Genomic DNA, 21,370 nt, shown 5'->3' with positions numbered 1-21,370 from the left:
AAATTAAAACGGCAGGAAGACGATGACCAGCAACGACCCGCTTCTCCAACCCTACCAGCTCAAGCATTTGACGCTGAAGAACCGGGTGATGTCGACCAGCCACGAGCCGGCTTACTCGGAGGACGGCATGCCGAAGGAGCGCTACCGGCTCTACCATGCCGAAAAGGCCAAGGGCGGCATGGCGCTGACCATGACCGCCGGCTCGGCGATCGTTTCGCGCGACAGCCCGGCTGCCTTCGGCAATCTGCACGTCTATGACGACCGCATCGTGCCGTGGTTGGCCGAACTCACCGATGCCTGCCATGAGCATGACTGCAAGGTGATGATCCAGATCACCCATCTTGGCCGCCGCACGGGTTGGAACAAGGCCGACTGGCTGCCGGTGCTCTCGGCTTCGCCGGTGCGCGAGCCGGCGCATCGCGCTTTCCCCAAGACCATCGAGGACTGGGACATCGAGCGCATCGTCGCCGACTATGCGTCGGCCGCCCAGCGCTGCCAGGCGGCGGGGCTCGACGGCATCGAGTTCGAATCCTACGGCCATCTGATGGACGGCTTCTGGTCGCCTGCCACCAATCATCGCGATGACGAGTATGGCGGTTCGCTCGACAACCGCCTGCGCTTCACCAACATGGTGCTCGATGCGGTGCGGGCGGCGGTCGGCGAGAAATTCGTCGTCGGCATCCGCATGGTCGCCGACGAGGATTTCGACAAAGGCCTGTCGAAGGAGGAGGGCGTCGAGATCGCCAGGCGGCTGGCCGACTCCGGCAAGCTCGATTTCCTCAACATCATCCGGGGCTCGATCGAGACCGACGCGGCGCTCACCAAGGTCATTCCGGTGACCGGCATGCGGTCTTCGCCGCATCTCGATTTTGCCGGCGAGGTGAGGGCGGCGACGAAATTCCCGACCTTCCACGCGGCGCGCATTTCCGATGTCGCCACCGCGCGCCATGCGATCGCCACCGGCAAGCTCGACATGGTCGGCATGACACGCGCCCATATCGCGGATCCGCACATCATCAAGAAGGTGATGGAGGGCCGCGAGCACGAGATACGTCCCTGTGTCGGCGCTACCTATTGTCTCGACCGCATCTATGAAGGCGGCGAGGCGCTATGCGTTCACAATGCGGCGACCGGCCGCGAGGCGGATATCCCGCACGTCATTGTCAAGACGGAAGGCCCTAAGCGGAAAGTGGTGGTCGTCGGCGCCGGCGCTGGTGGGCTGGAGGCGGCGCGCGTCGCAGCCGAGCGCGGTCATCAAGTCACGATCCTCGAGGCATCCTCACAAGCGGGCGGCCAGGTGCGTCTGGCGACCCAGAACCCGCGCCGCAAGGAATTGATCGGCATCATCGACTGGCGGCTGGCCGAACTCGACCGGCTCGGCGTCGAGATCCGCTATGACACCTGGGCGGAACAGGACGATGTTCTGGCGCTGGCGCCCGACGTCGTGGTGATCGCCACCGGTGGCCTGCCGCAGAACCCGCCGCTGGCCTCCGGCGACAATCTCGTCACCTCGAGTTGGGACATCATGGCCGGCAGCGTCAAGCCGGCCGAAAATGTGCTGCTCTACGACGACAATGGCGGCCATCAGGGCATGGGCGCGGCCGAACTGATTGCCAACAGCGGCTCGAAGCTGGAACTGGTTTCGCCGGAACGCTTCTTCGCCCCCGAAATGGGCGGCATGAACCACGTACCCTATGTCAGGGCCTTCCAGGAAAAGGGCGTCACCGTCACCATCAATACCCGCCTGCGCTCGGTGCGGCGCGAGGGCAATCAACTGATCGCGGAACTCGCTTCGGATTTCGCCGATGGCTGGCGCGGAGAGCGCAGGGTCGACCAGGTGGTGGTCGAGCACGGCACGGCGCCGCTCGACGATCTGTATCTTTCGCTGAAACCGCTGTCGAAGAACGGTGGTGCGGTTGACTATGAGCGTCTGGTCAACGGCGGCGACATTTTTCCCAAGCGCAACGCGGATGGCGGCTTCGTGCTCTTGCGCATCGGCGACGCGGTTGCCTCGCGCAACATCCACGCCGCCATCTATGACGGGATCAGGTTCGGGATCAGGATTTGATCACGATCAGGTGGCGCGCAACGGCCTTTGCAAGGAGAGCCACCTGCCGCTCTGGTCCGTTGCGCGCCGCGCATGATCGGCTTTCACCGGCCGTGCGATTCTAAAACATCTTGGCGGTCGCCATGCAAAGCACGGTGATGACCAGCAGCCCGCCGGCGATGCGTTCGCCCCTGGTCATTTTCGCGCGCAGCGCCGTTTGGGTCGCGGCATCGGCGCCGGCAAGCTGCCTGCTGGCGGAGCCCACAAGCGCGCCTTGCACGCCGGCGGCGATCAGCGCCGTCAAAATGCCGAGCGCCAGTACCTTTTCCATCGAGCCAAAAGCACCCTCATGAAAGAAATACCAGAGCAGCAAACCGGTCAGGAAAGCCAAACCGGCCGCGCCCATTTGCGGCCGGAAGAACCGCTCTGCCCGGATGTCCGGATCGCGGCCAACCGCGATGGTCGTGCCGGCCCAGAAGACGCCGGCCATGACGTGCAGGCCGATGACGGCGATATAAACATATTGCATGACCGCATTCCTCTCATTCGCCCACCGCCTACGCGCCGCAACCATGCTGCGATGCCATCAATAAGGCAAAATTAGATATCTAACGGTTAGATGTCAACCATGAAGCCAAGTTTCACATTCCCACTGCTTGCTCTACTGTCAGATCATGACACCATTTGACCGCCCGCCGGTCGGCATGAATCTCGGCCGAACCGCCAAGCTTGTCGCCCAGGCCTTCGACGCTGCCTTGGTTGAAGCAGGCGGCACATTGCCGGTCTGGCTCACGCTGCTGTCTGTCAAGTCGAGCGAGCTTGCCAATCAGCGCGAACTCGCCGGCATGATCGGCATCCAGGGCGCGACGCTGACCCATCATCTCAACGCGATGGAAGCGCAGGGCCTGCTGACGCGGCGGCGCGATCCCGTTAACCGCCGGGTTCACCTGGTCGAATTGACGGAGACGGGAGAAGCGCTGTTCGAGACGTTGCGGCAAGCGGCACTCGTCTTCGACAAGCGGCTTCGCAAAGGGCTGCCAGACGAGCGTCTGGCGGAATTTGCGCAGGTGCTTGCGGCGTTGCGGAAGAACGTAGAGAGCTAGGAATGCCGGCCTGATGGCTCAGTCATAGCTCTGGATTGTTCCAAACGCATAGTGGCGTAGTTTCAGCGCAGTGATCAGGCTGGTCAATTTGGTCTTGCCGTCAAAACCGTCCTGAAACATCTCGTCGTGCATGAGCAGGATCAACTTGCCGGGTTTGGCGAAATGGCCATAGCCGAACAAGTGATCGATCTCGCTGACCAGACGGTCGACGCTCTGGACCGGCTCGCCGCTGTCCTTGTGCACCCACTCGTGGTCCCAGCCATAGAGATAAAAGCCGGAAGCGGCGACGAACTCATAGTCGGGATCCTCACGGCCGGCTTGCGCCTGCCCAAGCGAATTGTCGTTCTTCGACATCGAAGGCAGCCGGAACACATCGCGCCCCGGCAAGCGGGCGTGCACAGCCGGTTTCAGGCCCAGCACGGCATTGGCCCTGAGCATGTCTGCGACCACGCCTTCCGTATCGCCATAAAAATGCCGGTAGTGATTGTAGGCGTGACTGTAGCTGTGGTTGCCGATCGTCACCAGCGGCATAGCCTTGGCGCGCCGCACCAACGTCTTGTTGGACGCACTGGCCTCGGCATGCATACCGACCATGAACAGCGTTGCCGGAACCTGCGCGGCCTCCAAGACGTCGAGGATGTTGCTTGTACCGTTCAGCGGACCGTCGTCGAAGGTGAGATAGATGGTGCGATCCGCGCCATGGGCAGGCAACGCCGACATCAACATGGCTGCCAGGGCAAGCCGAAAGAATGTCATGGGGCCGCTATCCCCTCGCGATCAGGACAGGCCGCCATTTCCGCGGCTGCTTGTCAAGGCTGGCCGGGTTACGCCAGGCTTCCCTGCAATACCGTCAGCCTGGCTTTCTTCGGCATACGGGCGGTCAGCCATTCGAGCGCCTTGTCATGCGGCATCGGGAAGGCGATGGAATAGCCCTGCACCTGGTCGCAGCCGATCGCCATCAGCGAGTCGAGCTCGGCCTCGGTTTCGGCACCCTCGGCGACGATGGAGATGCCCAGCCCCCGGGCAAGTTCAGTGATGGCGCGCACGATCTTGGAGTTGTCGCCATTCTCGTGGATGTTTTGCACGAAGCGACGGTCGATCTTGAGCCTGTCGATCTCGTTGGGATTGACGTGGCTGAGCGAAGCATAGCCGGTGCCGAAATCATCGAGTTCCAGATGCACGCCGGCCGCCCTGATATGACGCAGCTTCGCCGCGATGCCAGTCTTCTCGTCGTCCAGAATGACGGATTCGACGATTTCCAGCGACAGTTTCTGCGGGGGCAGTCCGGCTTTCTCCAGCGTATCGAACAAAAACGCATCGAAATCATGCTCGCGCAACTCGGTACCCGAGACATTGACCGCAAGCCGGCCGAAGGCAATCCCGGCACGGTTCCACTCGGCGGCCTCGTTGATCGCCTTGCTGATCACGATGCGGCCGATCTCCGGCATGAAGCCGCATTTCTCGGCGACCGGGATGAATTCGCCCGGCGAGATCATGCCGCGCTCGGGATGATTCCAGCGCACGAGCGCTTCGATGCCGCTGATGGTGCCGTCGGTCAGCGAGACCTGCGGCTGGAAATAGACCTGGAACGCCTTTTCGGAAATGGCGACCTTGATGTCATGTTCGAGCTGCTTGCGGTAGTCGAGTTCGCGGCGCAGTTCCTCCGAGAAGAACGAGAAGTTGCCGCCCCCCATTTTCTTGGCGGAGTAGAGCGCCAGATCGGCATGGACGAGCAGGTCCTGCGCGTTGTCGGCATCGATTGGATAGACCGCGATGCCGCCGCTGGCGCCCGGAAGAATGGTGGTGCCCTGGAACACGATCGGCTCATTGATATGCACCAGGATGCGCCGTGCCAGCATGTTGATGTCCTCGGTGCTGCCGGCTCCGTTGAGGATCATCACGAATTCGTCGCCGCCGAGCCGCGCGCACAGATCCGACGCGCGGCAGGAATCGCGCATGCGCTGTGCCGTCACGACCAGGACATAGTCGCCGGCGGCGTGGCCCAGCGTATCGTTGATCTGCTTGAAGCGATCGAGGTCGAGCTGGACTACGGCCAGGCGCTCACGCCGGCGATGCGCGCCCTTGATCAGCGTCTCGAAATGGTCGGTGAGGAAGGTGCGGTTGTGCAGGCCGGTCAGGCCGTCATGCACCGCGATGAAGGCCATCGAATTGCGCGCGTCGACCAACTCACGCGTCTTGCGCAGGATCGCGTTGGACATCGGCCTGAAGATGAACAGCGCCACCAGCAGGATGACGCCGAGTGTGGCGTAGAACAGCGTGCGGTGGAGGGAGAGCAGCTTTTCGGAGCGCTCGTCGGCATCGGCGCTGATGCGCTGGCCGAGCGCGGCATAGCCCGACAGCGTGGCATTGGCGACCGAGGCATCGAGATTGACGCGTTCGGCGCCGCCCTTGTAGCCGCCATTGCCGCCGAGGTTGAGCTGCGATTCCAGTGCGGAGACCAGCCGGTCGCCATTGGCGATCAGGCCAACCGAGAAATAGTCCAGATGAAAGGGCTTGGCGAAAAGCACGCTCTGGATCGACTTCGCATCGAGCTTGGCCGGCGATTGCGGATCCGCGCCCGTCTGCTTGAGCAGCAGATCGTAGTTCGTCTCGAACTCCGCCGTGGCCTGCTTCAGCGCGCTGACCAGCGCCGGCTGCTTGTCGCGCGAGGCGGCGCCCGTTGCGTTGGCCAGGAAGACGATGCGCTGCGACAGCGTCTTCTGCGTACCGACGATGTCGAGCAAGGTGTTGTTGTGCTGCTGCGTGGCCATCGTCTGCTGCAGCAGGACGAAGGAGGCCGCGACCATGGCGGCAATGATCAGCAGCGCCAGCCAGTAGCCAGCCTTGATCAGCAGTATGAGCTTGCCTGAAACGGTTTGCACCGGCTGCTGAGACATGTTCGGGGGCGGTCCTCTCGCCAACGGATTTATGCGAGCACCATTGAACTGCAAATGTTAACAGGACTGGAAATCGACGGCCGGCCGGCGCGGACGAGAGGCGGAAAGATCACGAAATGGTTATCGGGTTCTTTCGCGGCCGGCCCGCATTTGAGCATTCGTCGGCCCATGCATTTCCGGGTGGCCACCTGGGCAATGTCGGAACGTCCCAGCTGATGCTGCCCGGCCACCTGATCCGGTCGCTTTTGCGATGGATTTTTTGTGCGGGCGGGACGACAGTCTGCCGAAGTCAAACGGGGCCCGATCATGACCGCAGCATTTCTCTCCCATATCGACAGCGAGCTTGCCGGGTTGAAATCCGCCGGGCTCTACAAGTCCGAGCGGGTGATTTCCTCGATGCAGTCGGCTGAGATCGAGGTCGGCGGCGAGAAAGTGCTGAACTTCTGCGCCAACAACTATCTCGGCCTTGCCGACAGCGCGGAACTGCGCGCGGCGGCCACGCAGGCGCTCGACCGCTACGGCTACGGCATGGCCTCGGTGCGCTTCATCTGCGGGACGCAGGAAGAACACAAGCAGCTCGAGACGACGATCTCCTCTTTCCTCGGCTTGGAGGACACCATCCTCTACGGCTCCTGCTTCGACGCCAATGGCGGCCTGTTCGAGACGCTGCTTGGCGAGGAAGACGCAATCATCTCGGATGCGCTGAACCACGCCTCGATCATCGACGGCGTCAGGCTGTCGAAGGCCAAACGCTTTCGCTACGCCAACAATGACATGGCCGATCTCGAGGCGCGATTGAAGGAAGCCAAGGATTGCCGCTTCCGGCTGATCGCCACCGACGGTGTGTTTTCCATGGACGGCATCATCGCCAATCTCTCAGGCGTCTGCGACCTGGCCGAGAAATACGACGCCATGGTCATGGTGGATGACAGCCATGCGGTCGGCTTCGTCGGCGGCAATGGGCGCGGTTCGCCCGAGCATTGCGGTGTCGAGGGCAGGGTTGACATCATCACCGGCACGCTCGGCAAGGCGCTCGGCGGCGCTTCCGGCGGCTACACCTCGGGCAAGAAGCAGGTGGTCGACTGGCTGCGCCAGCGCTCGCGGCCTTATCTCTTCTCCAACACGCTGATGCCGGCGATCGCCGGCGCCTCGATCAAGGTGTTCGAGCTGATCCGCAATGGCGACGGATTGCGCGAGCGCCTATATGCCAATGCGGCGCGGTTCAGGTCCCAGATGGGCAAGCTTGGCTTCACGCTGGCCGGGGCCGACCATCCGATTATCCCGGTGATGCTGGGCGATGCCACATTGGCGCAGGAGATGGCGGCGCGCATGCTGAAGCGTGGTATCTACGTCATTGGATTCTCATTCCCTGTGGTGCCGAAGGGCCAAGCCCGCATCCGCACCCAGATGTCGGCGGCGCACTCCAGCGCCGACATCGACCGGGCCGTGGAAGCGTTCGGAGCGGTCGGCAGGGAATTGGGCGTGATTTCCTGAAGGGCCGGTAGCGAAAAGCGATTCCGGATCAAGAGATTCAAGGGACAAGAGAATGTCGAACATGATGAAGGCACTGGTGAAGGCCAAGGCCGAACCGGGCATCTGGATGGAAGAGGTTCCGGTGCCGGAGATCGGCCCCAACGATGTGCTGATCAAGATCAAGAAGACCGCAATCTGCGGCACCGATGTCCACATCTACAACTGGGACCAGTGGGCGCAAAAGACGGTTCCTGTGCCGATGGTGACCGGCCACGAATTCGTCGGCACGGTCGCCGACTTTGGTGCCGCGGTCACCGAATACAAGGTCGGCCAGCGGGTGTCGGGCGAGGGACACATCGTCTGCGGCCATTGCCGCAACTGCCGCGCGGGCAGGGGACATCTGTGCCGTAACACGCTCGGCGTCGGCGTCAACCGTCCCGGCGCCTTCGGCGAGTACCTGGCCATTCCCCAGCACAATGTGGTGCCGATCCCCGACGACGTGCCGGACGAGATTGCCGCGATCTTCGATCCCCTGGGCAATGCGGTCCACACGGCGTTGTCCTTCGATCTGGTCGGCGAGGATGTGCTGGTCACCGGCGCCGGACCGATCGGCATCATGGGCGCGCTGGTGGCGCAGTGCGTCGGCGCACGCAAGGTTGTCATCACCGACATCAACCCGGTGCGCCTGGCGCTGGCGAAGAAACTCGGCGTCCAGCATGTCGTCGACGCTTCGCAGGAGAAGCTGCGCGACGTCATGCCAGCACTCGGCATGACTGAAGGTTTCGATGTCGGGTTGGAGATGTCGGGCGCCGCACCTGCCTTCCGCGACATGATCGACACCATGAACAATGGCGGCAAGATCGCCATCCTCGGCATCGCCCCGACTGGTTTCGAGATCGACTGGAACAAGGTCATCTTCAAGATGCTGCACTTGAAGGGCATCTACGGCCGCGAGATGTTCGAGACCTGGTACAAGATGATCGCCCTGGTGCAGGGCCCGCTCGACGTCTCGGCGCTCATCACGCACCGCATCGGCATCGACGATTTCCAGGCCGGCTTCGATGCGATGCGCAGCGGCAGTTCCGGCAAGGTGGTGATGGACTGGTAACGGCGCGCATAGCGCTATCCGGTGAAACGTCTGCGCGAGGCGCCCCCCTCTGTCCTGCCGGACAGAGGGGGGCGCTGTCCCCCCAGCCTATCCCCATTTTTTCAGCGCTACTTCTCTTCCAACGTCCTCTCAAGCGCCGCCACCCCACGCATAATCGCCGCACGTTCGTCCACGCCAAGTTTCGCCAGCAGTTCCCGCTCGAAACTCTGCGCCAGCGGCACCATCTCGCGATAGGCTGCAAGCCCGGCGTTGGTAAGCGTCAAGTGCTCGACGCGGCGGTCGTTCTCGTCAGGTGTTCGTACCAGCCAGCGCCGCCGTTCTAACTCGGCCACGGCGCGCGAGACCTTGGTCTTGTGCATGGCCGACTGCTCGCCAAGTTCCGTCGCGGTCATCGTGCCGCGCTGTCCCAATCCCGACAACGTGCGCCATTCGGGCCGGGTCAGGCCATGGCGGTCCTTATAGACCTTCGAGAATTCGCGGCTGACCGCATCTGCAAGGCGGTAGAGCCGGTAGGGCAGAAAGCTTTCGAGTTCGAGAATGTCCATTGTCCGCATCCGGGAAAAACGGAAGATTGATAGTTACATTTTCGATGGTTACAAATGAAACCAATTTGGTCAATCCGGGAGGAAGCAATGGCCTTTTCCTATATGCCGGGTTTCGGCAACGACTTCGAAACCGAAACCTTGCCCGGCTCACTGCCGCAGGGACGCAACTCGCCGCAGCGGCCGGCCTACGGCCTCTATGCCGAGCAGCTTTCAGGCTCGCCCTTCACCGCGCCGCGCGGCACCAATGAGCGCTCCTGGCTCTATCGCATCCGGCCGAGCGTCAAGCACACGGGCAGGTTCAAGGCGGCGAGTTATCCCCTGTGGAAGAGCGCCCCCAATGTCGGCGACCACGAGCTGGCGCTTGGCCAGTACCGCTGGAATCCGGTGCCGATGCCGAAAGAGCCGACCGACTTCATCAAGGGTATGCGCACCATCACCACCGCCGGCGACGTGCTTGGCCAGACCGGCATGGCTGCCCATGTCTATGTCGCCAACCGCTCGATGACCGACGATCATTTCTTCAACGCCGACGGCGAGCTGCTGATCGTGCCGCAGGTGGGCAGCTTGCGCTTCATCACCGAGATGGGCGTCATCGAGCTTCGGCCCGGTGAAATCGCCGTGCTGCCGCGCGGCCTCGTCTTCAAGGTCGAACTGGTCGACGCCGAAGTGCGCGGCTATGTCTGCGAGAATTACGGCGCCAAGCTGACGCTGCCTGACCGCGGCCCGATCGGCGCCAATTGCCTGGCCAACCCGCGCGACTTCAAGACGCCTTGCGCCTGGTTCGAGGAGAAGGAGACGCCGTGCCGGCTGATCGTGAAATGGTGCGGCAATTTTCACGCCACCGAGATCGGCCATTCGCCGCTCGACGTCGTTGCCTGGCATGGCAACTACGCGCCCTATAAATATGATCTGGCGACCTTTTCGCCGGTCGGTGCGCTGCTGTTCGATCACCCCGATCCGTCGATCTTCACCGTGCTGACGGCGCCGAGCGGCGAGGAAGGCACCGCCAACATCGATTTCGTCATCTTCCCGCCGCGCTGGCTGGTGGCGGAAAATACGTTCCGGCCGCCCTGGTACCATCGCAACATCATGAGCGAGTTCATGGGCCTGATCCATGGCCAGTACGACGCCAAGGAGGAAGGTTTTGTCCCCGGCGGTATCAGCCTGCACAATCTGATGCTGGCCCATGGCCCGGATGCGCCTGGCTTCGAAAAAGCCTCGCGCGCGGACCTGAAACCGGTCAAGCTCGACAACACCATGGCCTTCATGTTCGAAACCCGCTTTCCGCAGATGCTGACCCGCTACGGCGCCGAACTCGAAACCCGGCAGGACAATTACATCGATTGCTGGGCCGACCTGAAGAAGCGGTTCAATGGCACGCCCGAGGGCGACTGGTCTTGAGCGGCAAGCCAATGCCGGACCGGCTGGTGCTGCTCGGGTCGAAAGGCGGTCCGGCACTGCGGCCGGGCGGGCCGTGGCCGAGCTCGACGCTGCTCGAAATCGGCGGGCGAGCCATCGTCGTCGATTGCGGGCTCGGCGTGACGCGCGGTCTGGTCGATGCCGGTGTCAGCCTGAAGGCACTCGACCTGATCTTCATCACGCATCTGCATTCCGACCATGTGCTGGAACTCGGGCCGCTGATCCACACCGCATGGACGGCTGGCTTGGCGACGCCGGTCACCGTGTTCGGGCCGCCTGGGCTTGGCCACTACTGGCGGCGCTTTTGTCAGGCGATGGAATTCGACATCGAGATCCGCATCGCCGACGAGGGCCGCCCCGATATTCGCGAGTTGGTTTCTGTCGACGAATTCGGCCAAGGGCATGTGGTCGAGCAGCGCGGACTGAAGGTGACGGCACTGCGCGTCGACCATCCGCCTGTGACCGATTGCTTCGCCTTGCGCTTCGAGCATGGGGGAAACAGCGTGGTGTTCTCGGCCGATACTGCTTTCTTTCCGCCGCTGGCCGATTTTGCCGATGGCGCTGCTATCCTCGTCCATGAAGCCATGCTGGAAGAAGGCATCGAGCGGCTGGTTGCCAGAACCGGCAATGGCGCGCGGCTCAGGGAACATCTGCTCGCCAGTCACAGCTTTGCCGAGGAGGCAGGCCGTATCGCCAGCGATGCCGGCGTCAAAAGATTGGTGCTCAATCACCTCATTCCAGCCGACGATACCGAGATCGGCGAGGTCGACTGGATAGCCGCTGTCAGGAAAACATGGGCTGGCGACTTGACGATCGCTCGCGACGGCCTTGTTGTGGAGTTAAGCGGCGCCAAGGCCGCATCAGGAGAGGGAACCGCATGAAGCTTGCCACGCTGAAGGACGGAACACGCGACGGAAAACTCGTCGTCGTTTCGCGCGACCTGACGCAATACACCGACGCCTCGTTCCTGGCGCGCACGCTGCAGGCCGCACTCGACGACTGGCGCAGGATCTCGCCGCATCTCGCGACCATAGCGGAATCGCTGGAGAACAATGCGTTGCCGGCGGCTCGTTTTCACGAGCATGACGCGCATTCGCCGCTGCCGCGCGCCTATCAATGGGCCGACGGCTCGGCCTATGTGAACCATGTCGAACTGGTGCGGAAGGCGCGCGGCGTCGAGATGCCGGCAAGCTTCTGGACCGACCCGCTGATCTACCAGGGTGGCTCGGATTCCTTCGTTGCCCCGCGCGATCCGATCCGTCTAGCGGACGAGGCCTTCGGCATCGACATGGAAGCCGAGATCGCCGTCATCGTCGACGATGTGCCGATGGGCGCCAGCCTCGAGGAAGCGCGCGCCGCGATCCGGCTGGTCATGCTGGTCAACGATGTCACGCTGCGCGCGCTGACCGGGCCGGAACTGGCCAAGGGATTCGGCTTCTTCCAGTCGAAACCGTCCTCCGCCTTCTCTCCGGTCGCGGTGACGCCGGATGAGCTGGGCGATGCCTGGGACGGCGGCAAGGTCAATCTGCCGCTGCTTGCCGACATCAACGGCAAGCCGTTCGGCCGCGCCGATGCCGGTGTCGACATGACCTTCGATTTTCCGGCGCTGATGGCTCACGCCGCCCGCACAAGGCCGCTGGTGTCAGGCACCATCATCGGCTCGGGTACGGTGTCCAACAAACTCGACGGCGGCCCGGGCAAGCCGGTCTCTGCGGGCGGAGCCGGTTATTCCTGCATCGCCGAACAGCGCATGATCGAGACCATTGTGTCAGGCGAGCCCAAGACACCTTTCCTGCGCTTCGGCGACACCGTGCGCATCGAGATGAAGGACAGATCAGGGCATTCGATCTTCGGCGCCATCGAGCAGAAGGTCGAGAAATACCAGCGGTAGGCACAATGAGAGGTTTGAGTGATGGACCTGCTGGATCATCTGCGTCGCATGGCGAAGAACAATCTCTGGTCGAACGACCGGCTCTATCGCGCCGTGCTTGCGCTGAAGCCCGGTGAATTCGAGGCCGAGCGCACCAACTTTTTCCCGTCGATCAAGGCAACGCTCAACCATGTCCTCGCGGTCGATCATCTCTATCTCGATTTTCTCGAAGACGGCCGCCTCGGTGCGGCTGCCTACGATGACTTCGTGCCTTTCGATGCCGCGCCCGAGCTTTACCTGGCTCAGCTTGCGGCCGACCGGCGGCTGATCGCCTTCTGCGATGGCCTGTCGAAGGCCGATCTCGATCGCAGCGTCGTCACCGACCGGCGCGAGGACGGCATGATCCCGGAAAAGACCGGCGATATCCTGGCGCACGTCTTCCTGCACGACATCCACCATCGGGGCCAGGTGCATGCCATGCTCGCGGGTACCTCCGTAGCACCGCCGCAGCTCGACGAGTTCCTGCTCGATTATGACGTTAAGTTGAGAACAGCGGAGGTCGAACGGCTGGGATTATGAAACGTCATGCCAGCGCGACGTCATAGAGAGCAAATTGCTTGTCCGCTGTCAGGATGGTGAGATTCTCGACCTGCGCTTGGGCGATCAGCAGCCGGTCGAACGGATCGCCATGGTGGCGGGGAAGGCGGCCGACAACATGCGCATGCTGAAACGTGATGGTCAGCGGCTGGAATTGCATTCTCGGGAGTAACGCCGGCAGGTCGTCCGGAACGTCGAGTTTGCCGATCGATCGCTTGATCGCGATTTCCCAAACGCTTGCCGCGCTGGCGTAAACGGTCGCGTCCGATGCAAGGACAGCCCGGTGCTCCTCGCTGAGTCGAGGGTCGTCCTTAATAGACCAAAGGATAATTTGCGTATCGGCAAGAAAGGAGCCGGCAGTCATTTGACGTATTCGTCCCATTCGGGACCGAGTTCGTCAAAATCGTCCGCTATCCAAATCTTGCCCTTTAAGGCGCCAATACGGGGCAGGAGATTTTCGCCGAGCGGTGGCACCAGCCGAGCCGCGATCTTGCCGTGACGTGTAAGCACGATCTCTTCGCCAGCTTGCGCACGGCTGATCAGTTCCGACAGTTTTGCCTTGGCTTCTGCAATGGAAACATTCATGGGCTCGACCTCTTATGACCAAAATTTAGGTCATAATTAGTCGAGCCGCAAGCGGAGCCGGAGAAATTACTCTGCCGCCTGAACCTTGATCACACCGCGCTTGATCTGGTCCTGCTCGATCGATTCGAACAGCGCGCGGAAATTGCCTTCGCCAAAGCCTTCGTCGCCCTTGCGCTGGATGAACTCGAAGAAGATCGGCCCGATCACGGTCTTCGAAAAGATCTGCAAAAGAATCTTGGTCATGCCGCCGTCGACCACACCTTCGCCGTCGATCAGGATGCCATGCTTCTTCATCCGCTCGATCGGCTCGTCATGGCCGTTCACGCGGTCATACGACATGTCGTAGTAGGTCTCGGGCGGGCCGGGCATGAATTTCAGCCCGTTCTCCGCGAGCTTGTCGGTGGCGGCGTAGATCTCGTCGGTTCCCACCGCGATGTGCTGGATGCCTTCGCCATTGTACTTCTTCAGATATTCGGCGATCTGGCTGGTTTCATCCTTGGACTCGTTGAGCGGAATGCGGATCTTGCCGCAGGGCGAGGTGATCGCCCGGCTGACCAGGCCCGTGATCTTGCCGTCGATGTCGAAGAAATGGATCTGCTTGAAACCGAACAAATTGCGGTAGAAATCCCACCATTTGTCCATCTGGCCGCGATAGACGTTGTGGGTCAGGTGGTCGAGGAAATAGAAGCCGACGCCTTGCGGCTTGGGGTCGCGTTCGCCGAGCCACTCGAATTCAGCGTCGTAGGCCGAGCCCTTCTTGCCATAGCTGTCGATGAAATAGAGCAGCGAGCCGCCGATGCCGACGATAGCAGGCACGTCGAGCGCCTTGTCGTCGCCTTCGTAAGGCATGGCGCCCTTCGAGACGGCATGCTCGAAAGCGTGCTTGGCATCGACCATCCGCCAGGCCATCGAGGCAGCACAGGGGCCGTGCTTGTCGGCGAATTTCATCGCATGCGAGCCGGGCTCGGCATTGACGACATAGTTGATGTCGCCCTGGCGCCAGACGGTGATGTCCTTGGTGCGATGCCTGGCTACCGCGACATAACCCATGCGGGTGAACAGCTCGGCCAGCTTCTGCGGCTCCGGATGCGCGAATTCGACGAACTCGAAACCGTCGGTGCCAGCGGGGTTGTCTTTGCTGATCGTGGCGGGCGGGGCGTCGTGCGGGAAAGGACCCATGATATCCTCCGGAAGCTGCTCGGCCTGAAAAGCCGTTCGAAACCATAATAGCGCGGAGCCCACGCACGGTGCTTGCATTCAAACGCTTGAAATGGTGATGTCATGCGCGAACCGTGCATGGTGAAGGCAAAAATCGTGGATGACGCGCGCATTGATCAGTTCGACCGCAAGATAATGGCGCTTTTGCAAGGCGACGCGCGGCTCACCAACAACGATCTCTCCGAGCGGGTGAACCTCTCTGCTTCGCAATGCTCGCGCCGCCGCCAACGGTTGGAGGAGGACGGCTACATCAAGGGCTATCGAGCGGTGCTCGACCGCGACAAGCTCGGTTTCTCGCTGGTCAACGTCATCTCGGTGACACTGGCCACCCACAATCGCGACAATGCGCGCCGCTTCGGCGAATTGGTGGCACGGCTGCCCGAGGTGCAGGAGGCTCACGCACTGACCGGCGAGATGGATTACATCCTGAAGGTCGTAACGCCAGACCTCAAATCACTGTCGGAATTCGTCAACGGCGTGCTCCTGCCGCACGAATCCGTGCAGCATGTGAAGACGGCGATCGTGCTGGAGACGCTGAAGGAGACCGGCGCGCTGCCGATTTAACCCTTCGACTGCTGGATCAGCCCGTACAGATTGGTACAGCGGGCTCCGGAGCGGCAATAGGCGAACACCGGGCCGTCGAGCTCATCGAGCGCCTCGGCCTGGTCGTCGACATTCTCTCGCGTGATCTGGCCGCTGATCACCGGAATGTAGCGAAAGGCGAGGCCAGCGGCCTCGACCGCGGCCTTGAGCGTGTCCGCCGAAGGCTGTCCCGGCTGCTCATCATCAGGCCGGTTGCAGATCACGCTCTTGAAGCCGGCTTCCTTGATGGCGGCAACGTCCTCGGGCTGGATCTGGCCCGAGACCGAATAGTCTTCACTGATCTGGCGGTATTCCATGGCTCGTATCCTCGCGATCTCTTTGACGGCAGTCTTGCCACTCCGGGAGGGGGGCGGCAATCCGCATCGAAGGAATTCTCTGCCAAATAGACATCGCGCGCCAGAAAATCCAACCGGGCCGATACGGCCCGGCTGGCCGCAGATCAAACTCAGCTGCCGAGAATGGCGCCTTTGATCTGGCGGATGTTGTTGTGCATCATGTCGATATAGGTCGAGCCGGGGCCGTCGGGCTGCGACAGCGCGTCCGAGTAAAGCGTGCCGCCGACCTTGATGCCGGTCTCGCTGGCAATCTGCTCGATCAGGCGAGTGTTGGTGATGTTCTCGACGAAGATGGCCGCAGCCTTGTCCTGCTTGACCTGCTCGACCAACTTGGCGACATCGGCGGCCGACGGCTCGGAATCGGTCGAGATACCTTGCGGGGCGAGGAAAGTCAGGCCGTATTCGTGCTCGAAATAGCCGAAGGCGTCATGCGAGGTGATGACGACGCGCTTTGCCTCGGGGATCGACTGGATCGCCGCCTTCACTTCGCCTTCCAGCGCGTCGAGCTTCTTGGTGTAGGCGGCGGCATTGGTCTGGTAGCTGACGCAGCCGTCGCTGTCGGCCGCACAGAAAGCTTCGGCGATGTTCTTCACATAGATCCTGGCATTGGCGATCGACTGGAAGGCGTGCGGATCGGTGACCGTCTTGCCGGTGCCGGCGCCTTCGGCCGCGTCGGCTTCGGCGAATTCAGGCTTGAAGTCGATCGGCGTCACACCCTTGGTCAGCGTGACGATCGAGGCCTTGGTGGCGCTGGCATCGACCAGCCGCTGCAGGAAACCTTCGAAATGCAGGCCGTTGACCAGCACGATGTCGGCCTTCGCCATGGCGACCGCGTCGGCAGGGCTTGGCTCATAGACATGGGCGTCGCCATCCGGCCCGACGATCGTGGTGATCGCGACGCGGTCGCCGCCGACGTTTTTGGCAAAGTCGGCAATGACCGTAAAGCTGGCGACCACCTTCAGCGGCGCAGCGAAGGCCGATGATGCGCCAAAGGCAGTTAATGTTATAACGCTCAATGTCAGGCCGGCACGGATCGTTTTCAGCATAAGCGGGGTTCCTTTTAGAGGGTGAGGCGGATCAGGCCGTTCTGTGGCGGTGATGGATGATGCGACCGCGCAGGATGCCGCGCGTGCCAAACAGGATCGAGGCGAAATAAACGACACCGGCCGACAGGATGATGGCCGGGCCGGAGGGCAACGACGCATGATAGGACAAGAGCAATCCGGCAATGCAGGAGGCAAAGCCGATCAGCACCGCCAGCACGCACATCGGCTCGACGCGTGCGGTCCAGAATCGCGCGGCTGCCGCCGGCAGCATCATCAATCCGACGGATAGCAAAGTGCCGAGCGCCTGGAAGCCGCCGACGAGATTGAGCACGACGAGGCCGAGGAAGATGAAATGCACCGGGCTGCCCATGCGGCTGACCGAACGCAGGAACAGCGGGTCGAGGCATTCGGCGACCAGCGCCCGCCAGAAGATGGCCAGGCTGGCCAACGTCACCGCGACGATGCCGGCAATCAGCATCAATGCCTCGTTGTTGAGCGCCAGCACCGTGCCGAACAGCACATGCATGAGATCGACGCTGGAGCCGCGGATCGACACCATCAGCACGCCGATGGCGAGCGAAATCAGATAGAAGGCGGCCATCGAGGCGTCCTCGCGCTGGATGGTGAAGCGCGAGACAGCGCCAGCACCGAGCGCGACGATGACGCCGGCGATCAGGCCGCCAATGGTCATCGGCAGGATTTCAAGGCCATAGAACAGGAAGCCGGCGGCCGCCCCTGGCAGGATGGCATGCGCCATGGCGTCACCCGACAGGCTCATGCGCCGCAGCATCAGGAAGACGCCGATGGGGCAGGCGCCGAGCGACAGCATCAGCGAGCCGAACAGCGCCCGCTGCATGAAGCCGAAATCGGCGAAGGGAGCAATGAAGAGACTGTAGAGCGCGTCCATCAGGCGGCCCTCGGTCCGGCGCCATGGTGATGGTCGTGATCATGGCCATGATGATCATGATCATGGCCATGAGCGTGCTCGTCAGGCTCGCACCAGGGGGCGTTCTCTTCCCAGGCTTCGTGGAAGCGGCGCGCGCGCAGCAGGTTCTCAGGCTTCAGCGTCTCCCGGGTATCGCCCCAGGCAACCGGCTGGCGGGCAAGCAGCAGTGTTTCGGGAAAATTCTGGCGCACCAGGTCCAGATCATGGACCACCACCATGATGGTGCGCTCTTCGCCATGCCAGCGCTTGATCAGGGCAATGAGGTCACCGACCGTCTTGGCGTCGACCGCGTTGAAGGGCTCATCGAGCAGGATCAGGTCGGCATCCTGCAACAGCACGCGGGCAAACAGCGTGCGCTGCAACTGGCCGCCCGACAGCGTGTCGATCGGCCGCTTCTCGAAGCCGCCGAGGCCGACGGCCATCAATGCTTGGCTGACGGCTTCGCGATCTTCCCTGGTATAGCGGCCGAGCATGCCGCGCTTCGGCCACAGGCCAAGCGAAACCAGATCGACGACGCGGGCGGGAAAGGAGCGATCGAGTTCCGACTGCTGCGGCAGATAAGCTGCCCGCACGCCCGACGCGCGGATGACCTCGCCGGCCATTGGCTTCAGCACGCCGACAATACCCTTCATCAGCGTCGATTTTCCGGAGCCGTTGGCCCCGACCACGGCCGTCAGCGAACCCTTGCGGATCGTGCCATCGAGGTGATGGATCGCGGGATGACTGTTGTAGCCCAGCGTCAGGTCACGGAAGGTTAGGCAGGTCTGGGTCATATCGTTCCGTTGGGAAGTCGAGCCTGGCCGCGATAGTGGCCGTTGGATATGTGATGTTATTACATTAGTCAACAGGCCAATCCGGTGGATTTGCGACCCGGCGGCTCAACTTGCCGTGAGTTTCTTCCGCGCTGGTCCAAGGAGATTTGGCGCCGGCGGCCTTGCCCGAAGCCCACGCCGACTCTAAACAAGCGCAACCCTCAAACGAAGGAACCTCGCAATGAGCATTCGTCGCATCGATGTTGGCCCGCGCATGAGCCAGATCGTCATACACGGCAACACCGTCTATCTGGCCGGCCAGGTCGGCGAGCCCGGCGGCAACGTCGCCGCGCAGACCCGCGACATCCTCGCGACCATCGACGAATTGCTGGCCAAGGCCGGCACCGACAAGACCAAGATCGTCCAGGCGATCATCTGGCTGGCCGACATGGGCACCTTCGCCGAGATGAATTCCGAATGGGACAAATGGGTGCCGCAGGGCCACACACCCGCTCGCGCCACCGGCGAGGCGAAGCTCGCCGGCCCCGAATATCTGGTCGAGATTATTATTACGGCTGCGCTGTAAAGCGGCTGTAGGTGCCGATCTTCCCCAAGCGGGAGATCGGCTTACCCCTGCGACGGCGTGAACCTTGCCACCAGCGTGTGGCTTTCCGCCGGATAGATGAAGCGCACGTGTGTAACCGGGTGCTCCGCGCTCCAGGTGCGGCGCTCCACGACCAGGCAAGGCGCGCCAGGATCGATATCGAGCACGTCGGCGATAGTCTCATCGGCGGCCACGGCGCGTATCCGATGTTCGGCCTCGCTCCACGGCACGCGGCCGATCAGCCATGGACCCGCCGCGATTTCCAGAAACTCTTCGTCCCTGGCTTCCGCGACCGCCGAAAGATTGATCAGACGTTGCTCGAGTGCGAATGGCCGTTCGCCGGCAAAATGAAGGCCTTCGACCGCCAGCACCGAACCCGCGGCGGACAATCCGAGCAACGCCCTGTCCTCCACGTTGCTGCGCCGCCTCAGGCGTTCCAGCCGTTCGTAGCGATAGGGCAGGCCGAGCGCCTCGACCTCGATCCTGATGTCGTGAAGCTCCAGCACCGCTGCCTGCGATTGCGGCTGGCGGACAAAACTGCCCGACCGGCGGCGGCGTTCAATCAGACCTGCCTTGGCCAACTGCGACAGAGCCTTGTTCACCGTCATGCGTGAGCATTTGTATTCGGCGGTCAGCTCATGTTCGAACGGGATACGGTGGCCGGGCGCCCAGGTGCCGGACAGGATCTTTTCGCGGATATCGGACAGGATGCGCTGATGCAGCGAGACGGTCTCGCTGTCGTCTATGTCCGTCCGTTCAGCCATGCTCATCTGCGTTAACCCTCGGAAAGCGCAGTCATCACGCTGCGAAACCGTGCGGCGATAGCCCCGCGCTTGGCGTGTCTGCCAGCGCTGACCTGTTTCTTGCCATGCACCCAGACGCAATCGACCTTGCTGCCATTGGCAAAGATCCAGGCATCGAGGATCGCGTCGCCGGTCTTGCCAGCCAGCGAGGGATTACCGACGTCGAGCGAGACGAGATCGGCGGATGCCCCAGTCGCGATTTGCGAGGCGCCGGCACCAAGGGCGACGCCACCGCCGTCAAGCGCTGCGTCGAACAGGGCGCGGCCTGTTGAGCCGCCGGCTACCGCAAGCACATTGCGGGCGCGGTGCGCGAGGCGCTGCGAATATTCGAGCTGGCGCAATTCGTCGGGCAGGCCGATCAGCACATTGGAATCGGAGCCGATGCCGAAGCGGCCGCCATGCTCCCTGAACAATGGCGCGGCAAAGGTGCCGTCGCCGAGATTGGCCTCCGTGATCGGGCAAAGGCCGGCAATGGCGCCGGTCTTCGCCATGCCGATGGTCTCGGCATCCGTCATATGGGTGGCGTGAATCAGGCACCAACGCTGGTCGACAGCGGCAGCCCCAAGCAGAAATTCGACCGGACGCGCGCCGGACCAGGCAAGGCAGTCCTCGACTTCCCTGACCTGTTCGGCGATGTGGATGTGGATCGGTCCGTTTGGCGCCATGGCGGTGACTTCGATCAGCTCTTCAGGCGTCGCGGCGCGCAGACTGTGCGGCGCGACGCCGACGACAGCTTGATTCAGCGCGCGAACCGATTCACGGCTTTTCTCCACAAGCCGGGCGAACCGATTCACATCGTTGATGAATCGGCGCTGGCCCTCATTCGGAGCTGCGCCGCCGAAAGAGGAGTGGGCGTAAAACACCGGCAGCAGCGTCAGGCCGATACCCGTTTCGCCAGCCGCGGCAGCGATGCGCTCGGCCATCTCGGCTGGGTTGGCATAGGGTTGTCCATCCCGATCATGGTGCAGATAATGAAATTCGCCGACGCGGGAAAAACCGGCCTCCAGCATTTCGACATAGAGCTGCGCCGCCACCGCCTCGACTTGGTCGGGAGTCATCGACAGCGCGAAGCGGTACATCACCTCGCGCCAGCTCCAGAAACTGTCGGCGGAGGGGCCTCGCAACTCGGCAAGGCCGGCCATGCCGCGCTGGAAGGCGTGGCTGTGCAGGTTGGGCATGCCTGGCAGCAGAATGGAATGGCGTTCATCACCGGGCAAGGCGGCGGCTTCAGGCTCCACGGCCGTAATGCGCCCATTGGCAAAAGTGATCCGCACATTGTCGTGCCAGCCGTTAGGAAGAAGCGCCTGTTCCGCAAAGATATCGGTCACTTTTCTCTCCGCTTTCCGGTCTCGTATGTGATGATGGCACTTGCAGTGCGTTTCAATATGTATATACATAATCGCCACCGATTGAAACGGA

23 protein-coding genes are annotated in these 21,370 nt (G+C 62.3%); 10 read left to right on the top strand and 13 right to left on the bottom strand.

Translation table 11 applies throughout. The annotated features are described in order from the left end of the window. The first annotated feature begins 22 nt into the window (after positions 1–22). Positions 23–2,068, top strand: coding sequence for an NADH:flavin oxidoreductase (locus tag FJ950_RS13400; RefSeq protein ID WP_140617115.1), 2,046 nt, complete (start codon positions 23–25; stop codon positions 2,066–2,068). Positions 2,069–2,168: 100 nt separating this feature from the next. On the opposite strand, the gene FJ950_RS13395 is transcribed toward FJ950_RS13400, so the two are convergent. Further along, complete coding sequence (locus FJ950_RS13395) at positions 2,169–2,576, bottom strand: hypothetical protein (RefSeq protein WP_140617114.1); 408 nt, start codon at positions 2,574–2,576, stop codon at positions 2,169–2,171. A 145-nt stretch (positions 2,577–2,721) separates the two neighbouring features. Here FJ950_RS13395 and FJ950_RS13390 point away from each other — a divergent pair, with 145 nt between their 5' ends. Further along, positions 2,722–3,150, top strand: a complete 429-nt coding sequence (locus tag FJ950_RS13390; protein ID WP_140617113.1) for a MarR family winged helix-turn-helix transcriptional regulator — start codon at positions 2,722–2,724, stop codon at positions 3,148–3,150. An 18-nt stretch (positions 3,151–3,168) separates the two neighbouring features. Here FJ950_RS13390 and FJ950_RS13385 read toward each other — a convergent pair whose 3' ends face one another. Then, positions 3,169–3,906 (bottom strand): polysaccharide deacetylase family protein, encoded by a 738-nt coding sequence (locus FJ950_RS13385; RefSeq protein WP_140617112.1) that lies wholly within the window; start codon positions 3,904–3,906, stop codon positions 3,169–3,171. 68 nt (positions 3,907–3,974) lie between these two features. Beyond that, on the bottom strand, positions 3,975–6,047 hold the full coding sequence (locus tag FJ950_RS13380) for an EAL domain-containing protein (protein WP_140617111.1): 2,073 nt from the start codon (positions 6,045–6,047) through the stop codon (positions 3,975–3,977). 306 nt (positions 6,048–6,353) lie between these two features. Between FJ950_RS13380 and FJ950_RS13375 the strand changes: the two genes are divergently transcribed. Both FJ950_RS13375 and tdh read left to right on the top strand, forming a co-directional pair. Beyond that, on the top strand, positions 6,354–7,541 hold the full coding sequence (locus FJ950_RS13375) for a glycine C-acetyltransferase (protein ID WP_140617110.1): 1,188 nt from the start codon (positions 6,354–6,356) through the stop codon (positions 7,539–7,541). A 52-nt stretch (positions 7,542–7,593) separates the two neighbouring features. Beyond that, entirely contained in the window at positions 7,594–8,628 is a 1,035-nt protein-coding gene (tdh, locus tag FJ950_RS13370; protein WP_015318326.1) for an L-threonine 3-dehydrogenase, read from the top strand. Positions 8,629–8,735: 107 nt separating this feature from the next. Here the strand turns inward: tdh and FJ950_RS13365 are convergent, their stop codons facing one another. After that, the gene (locus FJ950_RS13365) at positions 8,736–9,173 is read right to left on the bottom strand and encodes a MarR family transcriptional regulator (RefSeq protein ID WP_181171203.1); all 438 of its coding nucleotides are present in this window, start codon (positions 9,171–9,173) and stop codon (positions 8,736–8,738) included. A gap of 87 nt (positions 9,174–9,260) precedes the next feature. On the opposite strand from FJ950_RS13365, the gene hmgA reads away from it, so the two are divergent. Genes hmgA through FJ950_RS13345 form a run of 4 tightly spaced genes read left to right on the top strand, consistent with a single transcriptional unit; the run spans position 9,261 to position 13,041 of the window. Beyond that, positions 9,261–10,574, top strand: coding sequence for a homogentisate 1,2-dioxygenase (hmgA, locus tag FJ950_RS13360; protein ID WP_140617108.1), 1,314 nt, complete (start codon positions 9,261–9,263; stop codon positions 10,572–10,574). A gap of 11 nt (positions 10,575–10,585) precedes the next feature. Then, entirely contained in the window at positions 10,586–11,473 is an 888-nt protein-coding gene (locus FJ950_RS13355; RefSeq protein ID WP_015318323.1) for an MBL fold metallo-hydrolase, read from the top strand. Continuing rightward, positions 11,470–12,483, top strand: a complete 1,014-nt coding sequence (locus tag FJ950_RS13350) for a fumarylacetoacetate hydrolase family protein (protein WP_015318322.1) — start codon at positions 11,470–11,472, stop codon at positions 12,481–12,483. Before FJ950_RS13355 ends, FJ950_RS13350 begins: the two co-directional genes overlap by 4 nt. Before the next feature lie 21 nt (positions 12,484–12,504). After that, positions 12,505–13,041, top strand: a complete 537-nt coding sequence (locus FJ950_RS13345) for a DinB family protein (RefSeq protein ID WP_015318321.1) — start codon at positions 12,505–12,507, stop codon at positions 13,039–13,041. Positions 13,042–13,045: 4 nt separating this feature from the next. On the opposite strand, the gene FJ950_RS13340 is transcribed toward FJ950_RS13345, so the two are convergent. The 3 genes from FJ950_RS13340 to hppD all read right to left on the bottom strand — a co-directional run bounded on the left by FJ950_RS13340 (position 13,046) and on the right by hppD (position 14,823). Beyond that, on the bottom strand, positions 13,046–13,423 hold the full coding sequence (locus FJ950_RS13340) for a type II toxin-antitoxin system VapC family toxin (RefSeq protein ID WP_015318320.1): 378 nt from the start codon (positions 13,421–13,423) through the stop codon (positions 13,046–13,048). Further along, on the bottom strand, positions 13,420–13,644 hold the full coding sequence (locus FJ950_RS13335) for a type II toxin-antitoxin system prevent-host-death family antitoxin (protein ID WP_015318319.1): 225 nt from the start codon (positions 13,642–13,644) through the stop codon (positions 13,420–13,422). The genes FJ950_RS13340 and FJ950_RS13335 overlap by 4 nt, the downstream gene beginning before the upstream one ends. 66 nt (positions 13,645–13,710) lie before the next feature. Beyond that, complete coding sequence (gene hppD / locus FJ950_RS13330) at positions 13,711–14,823, bottom strand: 4-hydroxyphenylpyruvate dioxygenase (RefSeq protein ID WP_015318318.1); 1,113 nt, start codon at positions 14,821–14,823, stop codon at positions 13,711–13,713. Between the two features lie 135 nt (positions 14,824–14,958). Between hppD and FJ950_RS13325 the strand changes: the two genes are divergently transcribed. After that, positions 14,959–15,426 (top strand): Lrp/AsnC family transcriptional regulator, encoded by a 468-nt coding sequence (locus FJ950_RS13325; protein ID WP_041163864.1) that lies wholly within the window; start codon positions 14,959–14,961, stop codon positions 15,424–15,426. On the opposite strand, the gene FJ950_RS13320 is transcribed toward FJ950_RS13325, so the two are convergent. From FJ950_RS13320 to aztA, 4 genes are all read right to left on the bottom strand, one after another. Further along, positions 15,423–15,761 (bottom strand): TIGR01244 family sulfur transferase, encoded by a 339-nt coding sequence (locus tag FJ950_RS13320; protein WP_015318316.1) that lies wholly within the window; start codon positions 15,759–15,761, stop codon positions 15,423–15,425. The two genes, FJ950_RS13325 and FJ950_RS13320, sit on opposite strands and share 4 nt — an antisense overlap. Before the next feature lie 149 nt (positions 15,762–15,910). Continuing rightward, positions 15,911–16,846 (bottom strand): zinc ABC transporter substrate-binding protein AztC, encoded by a 936-nt coding sequence (gene aztC / locus FJ950_RS13315; protein WP_015318315.1) that lies wholly within the window; start codon positions 16,844–16,846, stop codon positions 15,911–15,913. 31 nt (positions 16,847–16,877) lie between these two features. Further along, complete coding sequence (gene aztB / locus FJ950_RS13310; RefSeq protein WP_015318314.1) at positions 16,878–17,753, bottom strand: zinc ABC transporter permease AztB; 876 nt, start codon at positions 17,751–17,753, stop codon at positions 16,878–16,880. Further along, positions 17,753–18,565 (bottom strand): zinc ABC transporter ATP-binding protein AztA, encoded by an 813-nt coding sequence (gene aztA, locus FJ950_RS13305; protein WP_015318313.1) that lies wholly within the window; start codon positions 18,563–18,565, stop codon positions 17,753–17,755. Before aztA ends, aztB begins: the two co-directional genes overlap by 1 nt. A 220-nt stretch (positions 18,566–18,785) precedes the next feature. Between aztA and FJ950_RS13300 the strand changes: the two genes are divergently transcribed. Then, a complete protein-coding gene (locus tag FJ950_RS13300; RefSeq protein WP_023773346.1) occupies positions 18,786–19,130 on the top strand; it encodes a RidA family protein in 345 nt (114 codons plus the stop codon). A gap of 41 nt (positions 19,131–19,171) precedes the next feature. On the opposite strand, the gene hutC is transcribed toward FJ950_RS13300, so the two are convergent. Further along, entirely contained in the window at positions 19,172–19,918 is a 747-nt protein-coding gene (gene hutC, locus FJ950_RS13295; RefSeq protein WP_181171201.1) for a histidine utilization repressor, read from the bottom strand. A 5-nt stretch (positions 19,919–19,923) separates the two neighbouring features. After that, entirely contained in the window at positions 19,924–21,279 is a 1,356-nt protein-coding gene (locus FJ950_RS13290; RefSeq protein WP_015318310.1) for a formimidoylglutamate deiminase, read from the bottom strand. Positions 21,280–21,370 lie beyond the last annotated feature (91 nt).

The organism is Mesorhizobium sp. B2-3-14, from assembly GCF_006442175.1.
Taxonomy (GTDB): domain Bacteria; phylum Pseudomonadota; class Alphaproteobacteria; order Rhizobiales; family Rhizobiaceae; genus Mesorhizobium; species Mesorhizobium australicum.
This window is presented reverse-complemented; position numbering and strand designations above follow the sequence as displayed.